Annotated in this window: 15 protein-coding genes; 10 read left to right on the top strand and 5 right to left on the bottom strand. The window is 43.3% G+C overall.

The window, feature by feature from the left end:
* Positions 1-60: 60 nt before the first annotated feature.
* The gene (locus AAEO56_RS10145; RefSeq protein WP_341696936.1) at positions 61-339 is read right to left on the bottom strand and encodes a hypothetical protein; all 279 of its coding nucleotides are present in this window, start codon (positions 337-339) and stop codon (positions 61-63) included.
* 189 nt (positions 340-528) lie between these two features.
* On the opposite strand from AAEO56_RS10145, the gene AAEO56_RS10140 reads away from it, so the two are divergent.
* The 9 genes from AAEO56_RS10140 to sucD all read left to right on the top strand — a co-directional run bounded on the left by AAEO56_RS10140 (position 529) and on the right by sucD (position 9,182).
* Complete coding sequence (locus AAEO56_RS10140; RefSeq protein WP_341696935.1) at positions 529-1,773, top strand: HD domain-containing protein; 1,245 nt, start codon at positions 529-531, stop codon at positions 1,771-1,773.
* A gap of 23 nt (positions 1,774-1,796) precedes the next feature.
* Positions 1,797-2,819, top strand: a complete 1,023-nt coding sequence (gene lpxD / locus AAEO56_RS10135) for a UDP-3-O-(3-hydroxymyristoyl)glucosamine N-acyltransferase (protein ID WP_341696934.1) — start codon at positions 1,797-1,799, stop codon at positions 2,817-2,819.
* A gap of 15 nt (positions 2,820-2,834) precedes the next feature.
* Positions 2,835-4,223 carry a bifunctional UDP-3-O-[3-hydroxymyristoyl] N-acetylglucosamine deacetylase/3-hydroxyacyl-ACP dehydratase gene (locus tag AAEO56_RS10130; protein WP_341696933.1) on the top strand — a complete coding sequence of 463 codons (1,389 nt, stop codon included), beginning with the start codon at positions 2,835-2,837 and terminating at the stop codon, positions 4,221-4,223.
* Between the two features lie 11 nt (positions 4,224-4,234).
* On the top strand, positions 4,235-5,017 hold the full coding sequence (gene lpxA, locus AAEO56_RS10125) for an acyl-ACP--UDP-N-acetylglucosamine O-acyltransferase (protein WP_341696932.1): 783 nt from the start codon (positions 4,235-4,237) through the stop codon (positions 5,015-5,017).
* 92 nt (positions 5,018-5,109) lie between these two features.
* Positions 5,110-5,676, top strand: coding sequence for an elongation factor P (efp, locus tag AAEO56_RS10120; RefSeq protein ID WP_341696931.1), 567 nt, complete (start codon positions 5,110-5,112; stop codon positions 5,674-5,676).
* A gap of 80 nt (positions 5,677-5,756) precedes the next feature.
* A complete protein-coding gene (locus tag AAEO56_RS10115) occupies positions 5,757-6,686 on the top strand; it encodes a UDP-3-O-(3-hydroxymyristoyl)glucosamine N-acyltransferase (protein ID WP_341696930.1) in 930 nt (309 codons plus the stop codon).
* A 2-nt stretch (positions 6,687-6,688) separates the two neighbouring features.
* On the top strand, positions 6,689-7,051 hold the full coding sequence (locus tag AAEO56_RS10110) for a nuclear transport factor 2 family protein (protein ID WP_341696929.1): 363 nt from the start codon (positions 6,689-6,691) through the stop codon (positions 7,049-7,051).
* 37 nt (positions 7,052-7,088) lie between these two features.
* Entirely contained in the window at positions 7,089-8,204 is a 1,116-nt protein-coding gene (locus tag AAEO56_RS10105; protein ID WP_341696928.1) for a hypothetical protein, read from the top strand.
* Between the two features lie 105 nt (positions 8,205-8,309).
* On the top strand, positions 8,310-9,182 hold the full coding sequence (gene sucD / locus AAEO56_RS10100) for a succinate--CoA ligase subunit alpha (RefSeq protein WP_341696927.1): 873 nt from the start codon (positions 8,310-8,312) through the stop codon (positions 9,180-9,182).
* A 140-nt stretch (positions 9,183-9,322) separates the two neighbouring features.
* Here sucD and ligD read toward each other — a convergent pair whose 3' ends face one another.
* Positions 9,323-12,115, bottom strand: a complete 2,793-nt coding sequence (ligD, locus tag AAEO56_RS10095; RefSeq protein WP_341696926.1) for a DNA ligase D — start codon at positions 12,113-12,115, stop codon at positions 9,323-9,325.
* A 5-nt stretch (positions 12,116-12,120) separates the two neighbouring features.
* Positions 12,121-12,906: a non-homologous end joining protein Ku gene (ku, locus tag AAEO56_RS10090; protein ID WP_341696925.1), complete on the bottom strand. Its 786-nt coding sequence runs from the start codon at positions 12,904-12,906 to the stop codon at positions 12,121-12,123.
* A 411-nt stretch (positions 12,907-13,317) separates the two neighbouring features.
* Between ku and AAEO56_RS10085 the strand changes: the two genes are divergently transcribed.
* Positions 13,318-14,181 carry a hypothetical protein gene (locus tag AAEO56_RS10085; protein WP_341696924.1) on the top strand — a complete coding sequence of 288 codons (864 nt, stop codon included), beginning with the start codon at positions 13,318-13,320 and terminating at the stop codon, positions 14,179-14,181.
* 82 nt (positions 14,182-14,263) lie between these two features.
* Here AAEO56_RS10085 and AAEO56_RS10080 read toward each other — a convergent pair whose 3' ends face one another.
* Together AAEO56_RS10080 and AAEO56_RS10075 are read right to left on the bottom strand one after the other, a co-directional pair.
* On the bottom strand, positions 14,264-15,418 hold the full coding sequence (locus tag AAEO56_RS10080; protein WP_341696923.1) for a zinc-dependent alcohol dehydrogenase: 1,155 nt from the start codon (positions 15,416-15,418) through the stop codon (positions 14,264-14,266).
* A 25-nt stretch (positions 15,419-15,443) separates the two neighbouring features.
* The gene (locus AAEO56_RS10075; RefSeq protein WP_341696922.1) at positions 15,444-16,100 is read right to left on the bottom strand and encodes a DUF6766 family protein; all 657 of its coding nucleotides are present in this window, start codon (positions 16,098-16,100) and stop codon (positions 15,444-15,446) included.
* Between the last annotated feature and the right edge of the window lie 10 nt (positions 16,101-16,110).

The raw sequence follows: 16,110 nt of genomic DNA, 5'->3' as shown, positions 1-16,110 counted from the left end.
GCCCTGCAAATTCCTTTGCAAGGCTCTCCTTCAATAACCTAAGTAACAAAAAATAACTTATTATTGTTCTCCGGTACGTGTTGAAGTTTTCTTAGTCGATGTGTTATTAGTAGTATTGTTGGTTATTAGTGTGCGCTCTTCCCGTTTTTGCCTTTCCAGCTGTGCTTTTTGTTCCTGCTCGGCCTTCCGGCGCTGTTCCTTTGCCAGTTTCGCATCCTGTTCTACCTGCTGTTGCGTTACAACGGGTGGCTGGCGTTGCATTACATCCTGCTTTTCCTGGGCCGAGGCGAAAGCCGTAAAGACAAAGAGAGAAAGTAGTATGAACGCTGTTTTTATCATGGCGGCATTTTTATAATTATAAAATTAGGCATTACCTTCGTAATCAGGTAGCTGTAAACCTATGATTAACCTATGTTTAACGCTGACTATTAATTTTCGTTAACAATCCTTACATGTATTGTTAAAAATCCGCATTTTGGGGTAACAGGCCATTGCGTAATTACTATATTTGTTTTAAAATGTGCCACAGTGAGCGAGATCAACAAGCTTAAAATTTTAAACGACCCTATCTACGGGTTTATTTCCATAACCAATCCGCTGGTGTACGACCTTATCCAGCATCCTTATTTCCAAAGGCTCAGGCGTATTTCTCAAATGGGCATGTCGTACCTCGTATATCCCGGCGCGCATCACACGCGTTTCCACCATGCACTGGGCTGTATGCATATTATGCAGCGCACCGTCCAGGTACTGAAATTTAAGGGTGTAGCTATATCGCCCGAAGAGGAAACGGCGCTTGATATAGCGATACTATTGCACGATATAGGGCACGGCCCGTTTTCGCACGCTATGGAACACAGTATTGTAGAGAATGTAAGCCATGAAGCGATATCATTGTTATTCATGGACAGCCTGAATAAGGAATTTGACGGAAAGCTGACCCTTGCCATACAAATATTTAAAGGAGAATACCACCGCAGGTTCATGCTCCAGCTCATATCGAGCCAGCTGGATATGGACCGGATGGATTACCTGAAGCGGGATAGTTTTTACAGTGGTGTTGCCGAAGGGAACATTAATAGCGAGAGGCTGATACAAATGTTTAACGTGCAGGACGATATGCTGATGATCGAGGAAAAAGGAATTTACTCTGTAGAAAAGTTCCTTGTGGCGCGCAGGCTGATGTACTGGCAGTGTTACCTTCACAAAACCAGCGTTGTTGCCGAACTGATACTTACTAAAATATTAAAGCGTGCCAAAGAACTTACCCAGCATGGCAAACAACTGGGTGCGAGTGCTCCGTTGCAGTTTTTTCTTGAAAATAAAATAAGCCTTGACGACTTCACCCAGGAGGTGCTTACAAAATTTTCGTACCTTGACGATTTTGATATTATAAGCGCTATAAAGATGTGGCAGTTCCACGATGATTTTGTGCTCAGCGAACTTAGCAGGATGATCATTAACCGCGACCTGCTCAAAATAAAGATGCAGGCCGAGAAAGTAGATAAGGTAAAAGCGATAGCGTTAAGGGATAGAATTATGGAATTATACGGCATTAGTGAAAAAGAAGCCGAATACTTTGTGTTTAAAGGCAAAATAAAGAACCAGGCCTACAATAAAACCGGTGAGCCCATACATATATTGAAGAAAGACAGGACTGTAGAAGACGTTGTTGAAGCGTCAGACCAACTGAATTTAAAGGCTTTGTCCAAGCCGGTGACCAAGTATTACCTGTGTTTTCCAAAAGTACTTTTGGAACAGGCAGCTATTTAATTAAATTTTATATTTTTGTCGGGATGAAATTTACAGCAGAACAGATAGCAGGCTTACTGGAAGGTGACATTGTGGGCAATCCCAATGCCGAAGTATTCAGGCTGGCCAAAATTGAGGAGGGGACAGATGGTTCGCTTACCTTTTTGGCCAACCCCAAGTACCTGCCTTACATATATTCCACACAGGCAACCATTACCATAGTAAACAGGACTTTTGAACCTGAAAACGATATTACCACTACCCTTATTAAGGTAGATGATGCCTACCAGTCGTTCTCAAAGTTGCTGGAATACTACAACCAGGTAAAACTGATGAAAAGCGGTATCGAGCAGCCGTCGGTACTATCGGAGGGCGTTACGTATGGCGACAATCTGTACCTTGGCAGTTTTTGCTATATTGGCAAGAATGTAAAGATAGGCAGCAATGTGAAGATATACCCCAATACATTTGTGGGCGATAACGTGATCATTGGCGATGATACCATCCTTTTTGCAGGTGTCCGAATCTATTCGGAAACCCTGATAGGAAAGGGGTGTACTATCCACTCGGGAGCAATTATCGGATCAGACGGTTTTGGCTTTGCGCCCGGCGAGGACGGCACTTACAGCAAAATACCCCAGATAGGAAACGTAATTATAGAGGATAATGTTGACATCGGCTCCTGCACGACAGTGGACAGGGCTACAATGGGTTCTACTATAATAAAAAAAGGCGTTAAGCTGGACAACCAGATACAGATAGCGCACAACGTAACGATTGGAGAAAATACCGTTATAGCATCGCAAACCGGTGTAGCGGGCTCCACTAAGATCGGCAGTGGTTGTGTAATCGGAGGGCAGGTAGGTATCGTGGGCCATATTACAATTGGCAACGGCGTTCGCATACAGGCACAGTCGGGTGTTGGCAAAAGCATTCCCGATGGTGAAATAGTGCAGGGCAGCCCCGCATTGGGTTATTCTGATTTCAATAAATCATACGTACACTTCAGGAATTTCCCTAAGATTGTATCGGATATTGAAGAACTTAAGCAGCAAAACAAACAATAACTAAAAGTATAGGTAATGGTTAAACAAACCACAATCAAAAGCGAAATATCGTTAAAAGGGGTCGGCCTGCATACGGGTAAAGAAGTTACAATGACCTTTAAACCCGCACCGGTTAATAACGGTTATACTTTTGTAAGGGTAGATTTGGAAGGGCAGCCCGTTGTAGAGGCTGATGCCAATTATGTTGTCAATACCCAAAGAGGAACAAATCTTGAAAAGAAAGGCGTTAAGATACAAACATCCGAACACGTACTGGCCGCATTTGTTGGCTGCGATGTAGACAATGTTATTATAGAGCTGGATGCTTCCGAGCCTCCTATTATGGACGGATCGTCGAAGTTTTTTGTAGAAGCTATAGAAAAAGTTGGTGTAGAAGAACAGGAAGCCGAGCGCCAGGTGTATATCGTAAAAGAAGTTATTTCTTATACCGATGAAGCTACAGGAAGCGAGATCATTGTCATGCCGGCTGACGATTACCAGGTTACCGCCATGGTAGATTTTGGTACTAAAGTGCTTGGTACCCAAAATGCCACACTTAAAAATATTAGTGATTTTAAGACAGAAATTGCCGATTCGCGCACATTTAGCTTCCTTCACGAACTGGAAGCATTGCTGCAAAACGGACTGATAAAAGGAGGCGACCTTAATAATGCTATTGTATACGTAGATAAGGAAATTTCTCCTGAGACTATGGAAAGCCTTAAAGCAGCTTTTGGTAAAGAGAGTATCGCTGTAAAGCCAAATGGGATACTGGACAACCTAACGCTTCATTACCCCAATGAGGCAGCAAGACACAAACTGCTTGACGTTATAGGCGACCTTGCGCTTATCGGAACAAGGATACGCGGTAAGGTAATTGCCAATAAACCGGGGCATTTCGTAAATACCCAATTTGCAAAAAAAATGTCAAAACTAATCAAGATAGAACAGCGCAACCAGGTGCCGGTATATGACCTGCACAAGGAGCCACTTATGGATATCCACAAGATAATGAGCATACTGCCGCATCGCCCGCCATTTCTTTTGGTTGATAAGATATTAGAAATGAGCGATAACCATGTGGTAGGCCTTAAGAATGTAACGATGAACGAAAGTTTCTTCGTGGGCCACTTTCCCGGAGCGCCGGTTATGCCGGGTGTCCTGATAATTGAAGCAATGGCACAAACAGGCGGTATCCTTATCCTGAGCTCTGTCCCGGACCCGGAGAACTACCTGACCTATTTTATGAAAATAGACAATGTAAAGTTCAAGCATAAAGTGCTTCCGGGCGATACCCTTGTATTCAAGTGCGACCTTATTTCGCCGATACGAAGGGGGATATGCCACATGCAGGCAAATGCATACGCTAATGGCAAGCTCGTTGCCGAAGCAGAACTAATGGCACAAATTGCCAGAACCAGCTAAAATAAAAGTAAATGAACCAACCGCTAGCATACGTACATCCGGGCGCTAAAATAGCCAAGAATGTAGTAATAGAGCCTTTCACTACGATACATAATAATGTAGAGATAGGCGAGGGAACCTGGATAGGATCTAATGTTACTATCATGGAAGGTGCCAGGATAGGCAAAAATTGTAATATATTTCCGGGTGCTGTAATTTCTGCTGTGCCACAGGATCTTAAATTTGGAGGAGAAGAATCGCTTGCAATAATAGGTGATAACTGTACTATACGCGAGTGTGTTACCGTAAACAGGGGAACAATTGCATCCGGTCAGACAAGATTGGGGAACAATTGCCTTGTGATGGCGACCGCACACATAGCACACGACTGCCATATAGGCGATAATGCCATTATAGTAAATGGTGTTGCTTTGGCAGGCCACGTTACCGTTGGGAACTACGCCATCATTGGCGGACTTGCCGCTGTACACCAGTTCATCAGCATTGGCGACCATGCCATGATATCGGGTGGATCACTCGTGCGTAAAGATGTACCGCCATATACCAAGGCTGCAAAAGAGCCGCTTTCCTATGTAGGCATCAACTCCGTAGGACTCAGGCGCAGGGGCTTTACTCCCGAAAAAATTAGGGAGATACAGAATATTTACAGGATATTGTATCAAAAAAACTATAATACAACCCAGGCCCTCAGCATCATTGAAGCTGAAATGGAGGCAACACCGGAACGCGATGAAATCATCCTGTTTATCAGGAATTCATCACGCGGTGTTATGAAAGGATATACCGGGTTTTAATAAAGTTGATGCGTTGATTTGGCAAACAGGAATATTAACGCAATGAAAAAGATCAGATAAACAAATAAACGTATAAAAAATAAACAAAAGAAATGGCAAGTACATCAGATATCAGGAACGGCTTATGCATCAAGTTCAATAACGATATATACAAAATAATCGAATTCCTTCATGTGAAACCGGGTAAAGGGCCTGCTTTCGTAAGGACTAAACTTAAAAGCCTTACCAATGGTAAAGTGCTTGATAATACATTTTCTGCAGGCCACAAAATAGAAGATGTAAGGGTGGAGACACACAAATTCCAGTTTCTTTATCCTGAAGGCGACCAGTACCACTTTATGCACGTGGAAACATACGAGCAAATCTCCCTTAACAAAAACATCCTTGACGCACCGGACCTTTTGAAAGAAGGCGAAAATGTAATGGTGATATGGAATACAGAAACTGATGCACCGCTATCGGTAGATATGCCTGCTTCGGTTGTTCTTCAGGTTACTTATGCGGAGCCGGGCGTTAAAGGTAATACCGCAACAAATGCTACCAAGCCTGCAACTGTTGAAACGGGCGCAGCAGTAAACGTGCCGCTTTTCATCAATGAAGGTGACAAGATCAAGATCGATACGGCTACAGGCCAATACATGGAGCGTGTAAAAGAATAGGTTTATTTGTTGATTTGTTTATTTGTTGATGCGATTGCTAACGAATAAACAAATCAACCTATCAACAAATCAACAAAAAAATGAAGTTCCCAAAAGTCTATCCTTTAAAAGAAATAGCAGCCATAATAGGTTGTGAATATGTGGGCGATGCTGATTTCCCGGTACACGGCATGAATGAAATACATGTTGTGGAACCCGGAGATATTGTATTTGTCGACCATCCTAAATATTATGACAAGGCATTGCAGTCGGCAGCGACCATAGTGCTCATCAATAAGGAAGTAGATTGTCCTGAAGGAAAAGCATTGCTTATTTCGGATGATCCATTCAGGGACTTTAATAAACTTACGAAGCATTTCAGGCCTTTCAGGTCATCTAACGCCTCTGTTTCAGATTCGGCACAAATAGGCGAGGGGACTGTAATTCAGCCTAATGCTTTTGTTGGGAATAATGTGGTTATTGGCAGGAACTGCCTTATCCATTCAAATGTGTCCATTTATGACAATACGATAATTGGGGATAACTGCATTATCCATGCAGGCACGGTTCTTGGTGCAGATGCTTTTTATTATAAGAAACGTCCAGAAGGCTACGACCAGCTGCTTTCGGGTGGCAGGGTAGTTATAGGAAACGATGTAGGCATTGGTGCGCTGTGTACGATTGATAAAGGCGTTACCGGCGATACTACCATTGGCGATGGCAGCAAAATCGATAACCAGGTTCATTTGGGACATGATACTGTTGTTGGTAAAAAATGCCTTATAGCAGCCCAAACGGGAATTGCAGGATGTGTCATAATCGAGGATGGCGTTACCATTTGGGGCCAGGTGGGCAGTACCAGCGGTATTACAATAGGAGCTGGAGCAGTACTTCTTGCCCAGTCAGGCATCAGCAAGTCGCTGGAAGGCGGCAAAGTGTATTGGGGTACACCTGCACAGGAAGCCAGGGATACTATGAAACAGATGGCTAACGTGAAGCGCATACCGGAACTATTTGAAAAACTAAAATAATTATGACCGCAAAAGAAGTTGTAACGGAATATTATAATTCAGAGGCTTTCAGGAATGTAAAGGCAATGGATCGTTTAGTCCATAACGACCTTGTTTTGCAATGGCACAGCTCTAAAGGCTACCTGCAGCTTGAGAAAAACGACCTGCTTGCCCTTGCTGCCGAGCTTGATAAATCCTACTGTGCCTCAAGGGTTGTGATAAGCCACATGATAGCGGAAGGCGATACGGTTTCTGTGCGCTATACACATTATGTAAATGCCTTTGAAAATCCTGGAGAAGAAATGGTACTTGCTCATTTCATGATAATTTGGGAAGTAAAAGAAGATAAGCTTTACAAAGGTTTTTTAATGAGTCAGCTTGGGTAAATTAAATTGGGATACTTTTAAACCGAAACCGTAAAGTATGCCGAAACAATACACACTTTTAAGGATTACCTGCTTTTTCTGGCTTATTGCCAAACTGCTCAGCATGAAGGCATGGATGGCCGACAGGCTGTATCCTGTAGTTCCTGTCTTTGAATTTACCGATACAGTTTCACCTGCTTTGCACAGCATCTTGTTTTACATTTCGTGTGTATGCATGGCTGTACTATTTGTTTTTCCGAAAAGGAATGACATTCCCGTATTCCTTCTTATTGCCGAAATCACCTCTTGTCTTTTGGATGTTACCCGTTGGCAGCCCTGGGAATACCAATACATCTTTACATTGCTTTTATTCGTGTTCAGCCGCGATAATCCAAAGAGGTTGTATAGCGGTTTTATTTTCCTTTTTGCCTCGATATATATCTTCAGCGGGCTGCATAAGCTTAACGGCGGATTTCTCTATACCATTTGGGAAAGCATGATATTGCGCCGTTTCCTTTCCGTTTCTACTACCACAATTACCGATTTAAAACTCCATTATGCGGGTCTACTATTACCCCTAATCGAGATAGTATGCGGACTAGCGTTACTGCTTTTTAAAAATAAGAAATGGCCCGCTCTGGTACTTATCGGCATGCACTCGTTTATTCTTGTTTTTATTGGGCCGTTTGGGATCAATTACAATATCGTTGTCTGGCCGTGGAATGCAGCCATGATACTATTGTTATATACCCTGTTTATAAATCAGATGTCCTATAATTTTTCTTTTGGGGAAATGGTTAAAGGCTGCAATGGTGCTATTGTCGTGTTTTGGGGAATACTACCGATATTTAGCTTTACAGGCCAATGGGATCAATATCTTTCGTCAAGCCTGTATTCCGGCAGTCTCCTGAATATGGATGTTTGCGTGGCAGATAAAAATAAGGTACCTCAGTTAAATAGTTATTTTTCCACGAAAGATAAATATTGTATCTGCAATGGTGATGCCAGAATAGTGCTTCAGGACTGGGCATTTAAGGAAATGCGTGTGCCGCCATACCCTGAGGAATGGTACTACAAGCGCTTCAAAAAACAATGGGAAAAGAAGTATGGTACAAACAATGCCCGTTTTATCCTGTACGCATATCCTTTTAAGGAAAAGAAAGAAATGGAGTAATAATTTTACAGGCAGCGGCTTATAAAAATCACCAAAAGCAGTAATTATATTTCATAAAAACCCTATTTTTGCATCACGATTTAAAAATAATTTAAAAAATATATCATGAGTGTTCTGGTTAATAAAGATTCCAAAATAATTGTTCAGGGATTTACAGGAAGCGAAGGTACTTTCCACGCTACCCAAATGATAGAATATGGTACTAACGTTGTTGGCGGTGTAACTCCGGGTAAAGGCGGTACTACGCACCTTGACCGTCCTGTATTCAACACTGTGAAAGATGCCGTAGAGATCGCAGGTGCAGACACTACCATTATATTCGTTCCGCCGGCATTTGCTGCTGACGCAATTATGGAGGCTGCCGAAGCAGGCATCAAAGTGATCATCACGATTACTGAAGGTATCCCTGTTGCAGACATGATCAAAGCTTATGATTACATACAAGATAAAGATTGCCGCCTGATAGGCCCTAACTGCCCGGGTGTTATTACTCCGGGAGAGGCTAAAGTAGGCATCATGCCGGGCTTCGTTTTCAAAAAAGGTGGAGTAGGTATTGTTTCAAAATCAGGTACGCTTACGTATGAAGCTGCCGACCAGGTTGTTAAACAAGGCCTTGGTATTACTACGGCTATCGGTATCGGTGGCGACCCGATCATCGGGACAACGACTAAAGAAGCTGTTGAACTTTTGATGAACGACCCTGAAACCAAATGTATCGTTATGATCGGTGAGATCGGCGGGCAGCTTGAAGCTGATGCTGCATATTGGATCAAAGCTGATGGTAACCGCAAGCCGGTTGTTGGCTTTATCGCGGGTGAAACTGCTCCTAAAGGCCGTACAATGGGCCACGCAGGTGCGATCGTTGGCGGTGCTGACGATACAGCTGAAGCTAAAAAACGTATCATGAGGGAGAATGGCATCCACGTTGTAGATTCTCCTGCAGAGATCGGTAAAAAAGTAAAAGAAGTTATGGGATAATTTATCCTGTCAAGATATTGAAGGCTGTCCGTGAGGATGGCCTTTTTTGTTTTTATTGCCTGTCATTCTGACGAAGGAAGAATCTCAAAAACCAACCCTGAGATTCTTCCTTCGTCAGAATGACAAACGTGACATTTAAATTACCCCAACTTATCCAACAACTCCTTCAAATCAACCGCATTATCAAAGAAATCAGCCCACAAATCTCCTTTTTCCTTTACGCGTTCCGGCAGGGTTTTGATGTTGTAGTTCTTTACCGTAAAGTTCTTTTCATCAAGCTCTTCCCATTCCAATGGTGTGCTGGCAGTAGCGCCGTCGCGGGGTCGGAGGGAGTAGGCGCATGACATCGTTTTGCCTTTCCCGTTTTGCAGGAAGTCGAGGTATACTTTGCCGATGCGTTTTTTCGGCATGCGCTCAAGGCTGGTTATTTTTGGGAGTGCGTTGTTCACCGCCTGGCTGATAATGTGCGAGAAATCCCGGCTCTGCTCATACGTATACTTGGGCTTGATGGGTATAAAAATATGCAGCCCCTTGCCGCCGGAAGTCTTCAGGTAGCCTTTTATGCTGAGGGAATCCAATATCTCTTTGACTTTTTTTGCCGTAGTTACCAGATTCGCCATAGTAGTCTCATTCGGGTCGAGGTCAAAAATTATATAATCCGGATTGTCCAGTGAGCCTAAGCGGCTGCTCCATGGATTGATTTCGATACAGCCCAGATTAGCCATGTATATCAACGTTTCTTTATCGTTGCAAATCAGGTATTCGATATACTCATCGGTCGAATCGGAATGTATCTTTTCGGTCTGTGCCCAATCCGGCGCGGAACCTGCAACATTTTTCTGAAAAAAACCTTCTTTATCAATACCGTTTGGTGTCCTGCGCATCGACTGCGGCCTGTCCTTGATATACGGCAGTATCCACTCTGCCATTTCATCATAATAATTGATGACATCGCCTTTGGTATAGCCTTCCTTAGGCCAGAATATTTTGTCAGGGTGAGTAACTTCAACCTTTTCCGTATCCCAACCCCGCTTGCCTGCTTTGGCCGAAGATTTTTTTGCTGGTGCTTTAGTTTTTGCTGCTACAGATTTACTTTCAGCTATAGGTTTTTCTGTGGCTTTCGCCGAAGGTTTTTTAGGCTTAACATCTTCAGTATTTTCTGATTTAGCTTCTGCCTTTGCTTTTTTTGGCTTTGTTTTCCCAACGGAAGCTATTTTCCCTTCGGATGATAAGGGGGCCGGGCTTGATATTGCAGTCTCTTTTTTCACGTCTTTAGGTTTTTTGTCAGTTCGCAGGGCAATGAACACCGGGTGGCGCAGGCTGTTCGTCTCTGTCCACTCGGAATATTTTATCTGGGCAACGAGCTCCGGTTTTATCCAATGTACTTTGGGTTCTTTTGGCCTTACGGCAAATGGTGATGTTTTCTGTTCCAGTGCTGTAAGTTTTTCATACATATCCTTTAGCGAGCCCTCATTGAAGCCCGTGCCCACTTTTCCTGAATATTGCAGCTTGCCGTCCTCATAATAACCCAGCAGGAGGGAACCGAACCCGCTTCGTGAACCTTTGGGCTCCGTAAAGCCTCCAATGACCATTTCCTGCTCCTTGGTCACCTTTATCTTCAGCCATTCTTTGCTGCGCTTGTTTACATGGTAGTGAGAGGTTATCTTCTTGGCGATAAGCCCTTCAGTACCTTTTTCTTCTACTTCTTTCATAGCTTTTATGCCTTCACCCACAACATGCCCGGAATAAATGATCTCATCTGTTTGCGGCAATATTGCTTCAAGTATGCGCTTGCGTTGCAGCAAATCAAGAGAAGTAAGGTCGTAACCATTGAAATACAGGATATCGAATACATAGCATTTCAGCTTTCCGCGGCCGGGGTTTTCGGCAAAATACTGTAGCCACTGGAAATGGCTCAGCCCTTTTTCATCTTCTACAACGATCTCTCCATCAAGTATCATATCGTCCTTAATGCCACTAAACGCGTCCACCAGATCTTTATATTTGGAGTTAAAGGACAAGCTGTTGCGTGATACCAATTTAACCTTGCCTTTATGTATTTGTATCAACGCCCTGTAGCCATCATACTTGTTTTCGAATATCCATTCGTCACTGTCGAATGCCGCATCCGCCAATGTGGCAAGTTGTGGCTTCCATGCTGTAGGGAAGGTTTTTAAAGGTTTCGCATCGGCAACATCTTCGGCGGTGAAAGAAGGTTTTTCAGATGTCTCAGCCTCGGCCTTTGACTTAGTCACCTTCTTAGTGTTTTTCTTTTTAGGTATTTCAGGCTCTTCATCCAGAATATGGTCTGCATCGCCGTGAAAGCTATTTTTCTCTTCCTTATTGCTTTGCCAAATATCCGATTTCTTATCATTCTCTATTTCCTCCAGTGTCCTTCCTGTAAGCACCGAATGCTGGTCGAACTCCTTTTTATCGGCATATTCATCTTTACCTTTTAGTAATAGCCATTCGTCTTCCTTGCCGCTCATTCGAACCAAATGATAAGAACCTTTCAGCTTCTCGCCATGGATCACAACCTTTATATTGCCGTCTTTGTGCATTTTCTTCAGCATCTTCTCGCTTTCCGCAACATCATCCGATCCTTCCGCAAGATAGGTGCCTGTATCCCAAACCATCACCGTACCGCCGCCATATTGCCCTTTCGGGATTGTTCCTTCAAAATCAATATAATCCATTGGGTGATCCTCCACATGCATGGCAAGCCGTTTTACTGTGGTGTCCGCAATAGGGCCTTTAGGTACTGCCCAGCTGACAAGTACACCATCGATCTCAAGCCGCCAGTCATAATGAAGGCGGGAGGCATCGTGCTTCTGAACCACAAAATGCAATTCTTTTTCTGTCTTCTTTACTTTCCCTTTGGGCTCTTTGGTTTTGTCAAAATCCCGTTTGCGGTTGTATTCAGATAGTTTCATGGCATCTAGTTTTTAATCGCGGCAAGGCTTGCTTTAAGCTGGTCGAGGAGGTTATCTTTAGCAGCAGGTGTCTTTCTTCGTTTTGTAGGTGCCGGTTCTTTCTTATCTGATTTTGCAGCAGATTTTTGCTTTATCATTTTAATGAGTTCCGCTTTATAAGTATCCTTATATTTCTCCGGCTCAAACTTATCCGTAAGCTGGTCGATGATGCTTATGGCCATATCCAGCTCTTTCTTGGATATCGTAATATCTTTTGGTATCATACCGGCCTCGTCAGGGTCGCGCAGTTCGTCCTGGAAACGTATTTGTATCAGCAGTATGGCGTCGTCCTCAACTTTTAGTATGCCCAAATGCTCGGTAGTACGCATGACAAATTTGCAAAGCCCAACTTTACCCGATTTCTTAAGGGCTTCGCGCAGCAATGCATATACTTTTTTAGCCTCCTTAGCAGGTTCGGTTATATAAGGCTTTTCGAGGTATTTGGATGGTATCTCATCTTCATTAATGAATTCGAATATATCCAGCGACTGTGTTTTTTCGGGCATTACTTTCGCAAAGTCGTCTTTATCGAGGATAATATAATCTCCGTTTTCCTTGCGGTAGCCTTTTGCAATTTCTTCCCAGGGTACTTCCTTGCCGTCCTTTTTGCAGACGCGTACATATTGTATGGCGCACTTGTCTTTTTCGCGCACCATATCTAGTGCAATACGGTGCGTTTGCGTACCACTGTATAATTTGATAGGGATGTGCACCAATCCGAAGCTGATGCTGCCTTTCCATAATGCTTTCATAGTGTTGTGTTTTGGTTAAATGGTCAAAAGCACTAACCTTTTGGTTAGCGCTTTTTAAATTTAGTGACTATGATAACGCTTTCCTATAGTTTTAATATTAATTTCACACATGCCGTATGACGGGCATTGTGCTTACTATCAATGCTATATGTTTTTCTAAATAATTTCTCCCGGCCTCGTACAATCATTTCCATGCAGTATCGAAATGGACAAGACATTGTAAGTTTATTATTCTTAATTTTTTCTTAAGAGCAAAAAAATACCGACATTTGCGGCAATATAACATATCATGAATTTTCATATTCAAAATAGCAGTTTAAAAACCTTCAATTTAAAGGTTTTTTATATGACACACAGCCATTTTGAATATGTTTTAATTCCAATAAAAACCCTTATTTTTTTACCATTAAAATGAAACCACAAATCATAAAAGCGTTATTGCTTTTTTGTATCCTGACCACCAGTGCCTTTGCGCAGGAAGTATTGAACGGAAACCCTGAACGATATACGGCACACAACAATGGCAAATTTTTTGTATACTGGGGCGGAAACCGCGAAAGCTATTCAAAATCGGATATTAACTTCTCAGGGAATGGCTATAACTTTACCCTGTATGATGTCGAGGCACATGACAAGCCAAAGGGATGGACTGTTGACTACGTTAACCCATGCCGTATGACCATACCACAAACCAATCTACGTGTTGGCTACTATATTAGCGATCATTACAGTATCGGTATCGGGTTGGACCACATGAAATATGTAATGACGCAGAACAATTCGGTAAATATGAATGGATATATCGATTTGCCGGCGGGTGATGCAGGTTCGGTATTTAACGGCACCTATAATAATGTGCCGGTAGTACTCACCGAGGATTTCCTGACCTTTGAACATACCGACGGGCTTAATTTTGTAAATGCAGGCATATCGCGTATCGATGATTTTTCCAAATATTTCGGTATCAGTAATACCGATATTGTGCAAATAAACCTTACCGAGGGCGTGTATGGAGGATTTTTATATCCAAAAACAAATGCAACCGTTTTAGGAAAGCGTCGCCACGATGATTTTCATATTTCCGGTTATGGTGTTATGGCCGAGGCGGGGATAAACCTAACTTTTTTTAAGCACTTTTTTGTGCTGGGTGAGTTTAAGACCGGTTATATCAATATGCCCTATATCCGTACTACTTACGAAGGAGCTGACAGGGCCTCGCAGCATTTCAGCTATTTCCAGAAAATGATTTCGGTAGGAGGTATTTTCAGGTTATAATATTCTGCTGGGCTATTATATATAAAAGCGGTAAATCACAAGGTTTACCGCTTTTTAGATTTATTAACCGTGAGTTATTTCCTTATGGTTTTAATACTACTTTCACGCAATTATCTTCTTTCTTGTCGAAGATATCATACATTTTTGCGGCATCGCTCAGCGGTACTTTATGCGTAATGATATCTTCCAGCGTCACCTTTCCTGTACTTACCAGGTCGATAAGGTGGTCGATATAATTGTGTACCGGCGCCTGCCCGCCACGCAGTTTGATCCCTTTGTCAAACCATTGGTATAAAGGGAAGTTGTCAAACGGGGTTCCATACACACCTACAACGGTAACAGTCCCGCCACGGCGTACAGCATCAAAACAACGCTCCAGTACCCGCATTGTCCCGGCTTCTCCCTGTACTGCGTTTTTAACCTTCGTCCAAAGGCTGTGGTCGGCTTCCATCCCTACGGCATCCACACATACGTCGGCGCCATAGCCGCCCGTCATGTCACGGATAACCTCTACGGCATCTACTTCATTATAGTTAATAGTTTCCGCATTGGCAGCCTTACGCGCCATTTCAAGGCGGTATTCGCGGGTATCGACACCAATAACACGTCCAGCGCCTTTCAGCCATGCCGATTTCATAGCCATAATGCCCACCGGCCCGCAGCCGAACACAACAACCGTTTCTCCGCCTTTTAGTTCTGCCCAGTCGATAGCGCTCCACCCCGTAGGGAAGATATCGGTAAGGAACAGTACCTGTTCATCGGTAAGTCCTTCCGGAACTTTACGAGGCCCATAATCAGCATAAGGGACGCGAACGTATTCTGCCTGCCCGCCGCTGTAGCCACCGTAAAGGTCAGTATAGCCAAAAAGCGCTGCCCCTTTTTCAGTAAGCAATCCGCCTTCAGGGCCATAGTTATCATTGGAGTTTTCGCAATGTGTTGGGAGGCTCATACTGCAAAAGTGGCATGTACCACATGAGATAGGGAAGGGGACAACCACACGGTCGCCCACTTTTAGATTGCGCACGCCGCTGCCTATTTCTTCTACGATACCCATGAACTCGTGGCCCATGACCATACTTTTTGCCTGCGGAATGAAACCATTATAAATGTGCAGGTCGGAACCGCAAATGGCTGTAGAGGTAACTTTCAGCACTACATCGCGTGCTTCTTCAATACGGGGGTCTTCAACCGTTTCGACACGCATGTCCTTCGGTTTGTGAAATACAACTGCTTTCATATAAAATTATTTAGATGGTTCTTACTTATTCGCCGGTTTCATAATGTGGCGCATCAACCGGCTTGGATTGCGATGAGCCCTGCTGCCTCAGGTAAATCGAGAGTACTATAATGGCAAATACTGACAGGAATTCACTTTGCCAGTTTTGGAAGGACTCAAACCAAAATCGGGAATCTGTTATATATTCTCCTGCCGTTTCCAGTGGTTCGCCCTTAAGGCCTTTCATTACATTCTCGTCATCAAGGCTGCCGTAAAAATGAAGCACGAATGACACTGCAAACAGGATGAAAAGGGCTATTGTCAGTGAGTGCCTGTATAATGTCAGGATGAAGCCGCCTTTCCTTACCGGCCAGGGCGCATCCTTTCGATTCGGCTCGGGTTCCCTGTCCACTTCTTCCGCTTCATCAAAGCTTTTCGATTCTGACGAGCCCCTTTCTTTTAAAAAGATCGTAAACAAAACAAACAATGCCATTTGAAGGAATTCGCTTTCCCAATTTTCAAATGTCGATTCTACAAAATGCCCGGATGTAAAATATTGGTAGATCGTTACTGCTGCGCCTCCGTCTTCGATTAGTTCTTTATTATATTCTTTAAGCCCGAAGATAACCTGTGCGGCCAGTGCGGCTACAAACAGTATGAAAAAGGTTATGGAGAGGCTGTTGTTTCTTAAAAACTTTTTCATGTACGCTGTG

The organism is Flavobacterium arundinis (assembly GCF_038289855.1).
Lineage (GTDB): Bacteria > Bacteroidota > Bacteroidia > Flavobacteriales > Flavobacteriaceae > Flavobacterium > Flavobacterium arundinis.
The sequence above is the reverse complement of the archived record's forward strand: the minus strand, read 5'-3'. Positions and strand labels throughout refer to the sequence as shown.

Coding starts and splice junctions, on each gene's coding strand:
- sucD (WP_341696927.1), top strand. CDS start 8,310: ATGAGTGTTCTGGTTAATAAAGATTCCAAAATAATTGTTCAGGGATTT.
- AAEO56_RS10110 (WP_341696929.1), top strand. CDS start 6,689: ATGACCGCAAAAGAAGTTGTAACGGAATATTATAATTCAGAGGCTTTC.
- ligD (WP_341696926.1), bottom strand. CDS start 12,115: ATGAAACTATCTGAATACAACCGCAAACGGGATTTTGACAAAACCAAA.
- AAEO56_RS10105 (WP_341696928.1), top strand. CDS start 7,089: ATGCCGAAACAATACACACTTTTAAGGATTACCTGCTTTTTCTGGCTT.
- AAEO56_RS10080 (WP_341696923.1), bottom strand. CDS start 15,418: ATGAAAGCAGTTGTATTTCACAAACCGAAGGACATGCGTGTCGAAACG.
- AAEO56_RS10145 (WP_341696936.1), bottom strand. CDS start 339: ATGATAAAAACAGCGTTCATACTACTTTCTCTCTTTGTCTTTACGGCT.
- AAEO56_RS10085 (WP_341696924.1), top strand. CDS start 13,318: ATGAAACCACAAATCATAAAAGCGTTATTGCTTTTTTGTATCCTGACC.
- lpxA (WP_341696932.1), top strand. CDS start 4,235: ATGAACCAACCGCTAGCATACGTACATCCGGGCGCTAAAATAGCCAAG.
- lpxD (WP_341696934.1), top strand. CDS start 1,797: ATGAAATTTACAGCAGAACAGATAGCAGGCTTACTGGAAGGTGACATT.
- efp (WP_341696931.1), top strand. CDS start 5,110: ATGGCAAGTACATCAGATATCAGGAACGGCTTATGCATCAAGTTCAAT.
- AAEO56_RS10130 (WP_341696933.1), top strand. CDS start 2,835: ATGGTTAAACAAACCACAATCAAAAGCGAAATATCGTTAAAAGGGGTC.
- AAEO56_RS10115 (WP_341696930.1), top strand. CDS start 5,757: ATGAAGTTCCCAAAAGTCTATCCTTTAAAAGAAATAGCAGCCATAATA.
- ku (WP_341696925.1), bottom strand. CDS start 12,906: ATGAAAGCATTATGGAAAGGCAGCATCAGCTTCGGATTGGTGCACATC.
- AAEO56_RS10075 (WP_341696922.1), bottom strand. CDS start 16,100: ATGAAAAAGTTTTTAAGAAACAACAGCCTCTCCATAACCTTTTTCATA.